This window comes from Photorhabdus sp. CRCIA-P01, from assembly GCF_003545805.1.
Lineage (GTDB): Bacteria > Pseudomonadota > Gammaproteobacteria > Enterobacterales > Enterobacteriaceae > Photorhabdus > Photorhabdus antumapuensis.
In genome coordinates this window covers 1-1,182 of the sequence record NZ_NMQR01000182.1, presented here as the reverse complement: position 1 = coordinate 1,182, position 1,182 = coordinate 1, and the positions used below count along the sequence as shown (strand labels likewise).

The following is a 1,182-nucleotide window of genomic DNA, read 5'->3' as shown; positions in this document are numbered from 1 at the left end:
ACGTTACCTCTGGTGATACCCGTATTATTCTACCAAGGAAAAGTCAGTCCATATCCGTACTCCATGAGCTGGTTGCAGGAGTTTGATGATCCTGAGCTGGCCGGCGAACTCTACAGTAAAGATTTCCCGTTGGTGGATATCACCGTCATTGCCGATGACGAAATCATGAAACACCGACGAATGGCCGTGCTTGAGCTGCTGCAAAAACATATTCGGCAGCGCGACCTGGCTGATTTGCTTGAGCAATTGGTCACATTATTGCTTGAAGGATACACCACTCAGGAACAGCTGGTTTCTGTGATAAACTATATGTTGCAGGCGGGAGAATCCCACGACCCGACTGCTTTGTTGAATACTCTGGCATTACGCATGCCACAGCATGAGGAAGCTCTGATGACTATCGCTGAAAAACTTCGCCTTGAAGGCGAACAACGCGGGATTCAGAAAGGTATACAGCTGGGTGAACAGAGAGGTATACAGCTGGGTGAACAGAGAGGTATACAGCTGGGCGAACAGAGAGGTATACAGCTGGGCGAACAAAAAGGCCGTAAAGAGGAAGCGATTAAGATTGCCCGCACTATGTTGGCTAATGGTCTTGATCGCATGACCGTTATGAAAATGACCGGCCTTTCCGAAGACGAACTGGCGCAAATTCGCCACTAATTCTGGCACCAGTAAGAATCCCATTAAGGGCGTTGGCTATAGCAGCTGACGCTTTTTTATTGAAAAGGTTAATAAAATAGCCCCCTATGTGAACATCTGTAGGGTGTGTTAAAGTTGAGCTTGGAGTTTTAGGAATATGATGAACGATGAAGAAAAACACCACGCCTACATTGCATGATGCTATTTTTAAGCAGTTCTTGACACATCCGGATACCGCCAGGGATTTTCTACAATTTCATCTACCACCGGCGTTACTCAAAGTGTGTGATCTGGAAACGCTGCAACTGGCGTCAGGGAGTTTTCTCGAAGACGATCTTCGACCGTACTACAGCGACGTGTTGTATTCGTTGAAAGCAGGTAAGGGTGACGGCTACGTGTATTGTCTGATTGAGCATCAAAGTTCACCGGATAAGCATATGGCGTTTCGGTTGCTACGTTACGCGATCGCTGCGATGCAACGTCATCTTGATGCCGGCCATAAAACGTTACCTCTGGTGATACCCGTATTATTCTACCAAG

Annotated in this window: 2 protein-coding genes; both read left to right on the top strand. The window is 47.1% G+C overall.

Features of this window, described 5'->3' with window-relative positions:
* Window positions 1-663, top strand: a 663-nt coding sequence (locus D3222_RS24690; protein WP_118988364.1) for an Rpn family recombination-promoting nuclease/putative transposase, incomplete at its 5' end; no start/stop codon positions are given.
* 146 nt (window positions 664-809) lie between these two features.
* Window positions 810-1,182: Rpn family recombination-promoting nuclease/putative transposase (locus tag D3222_RS24685; protein WP_118988363.1), on the top strand; the 373-nt coding region annotated here is incomplete at its 3' end.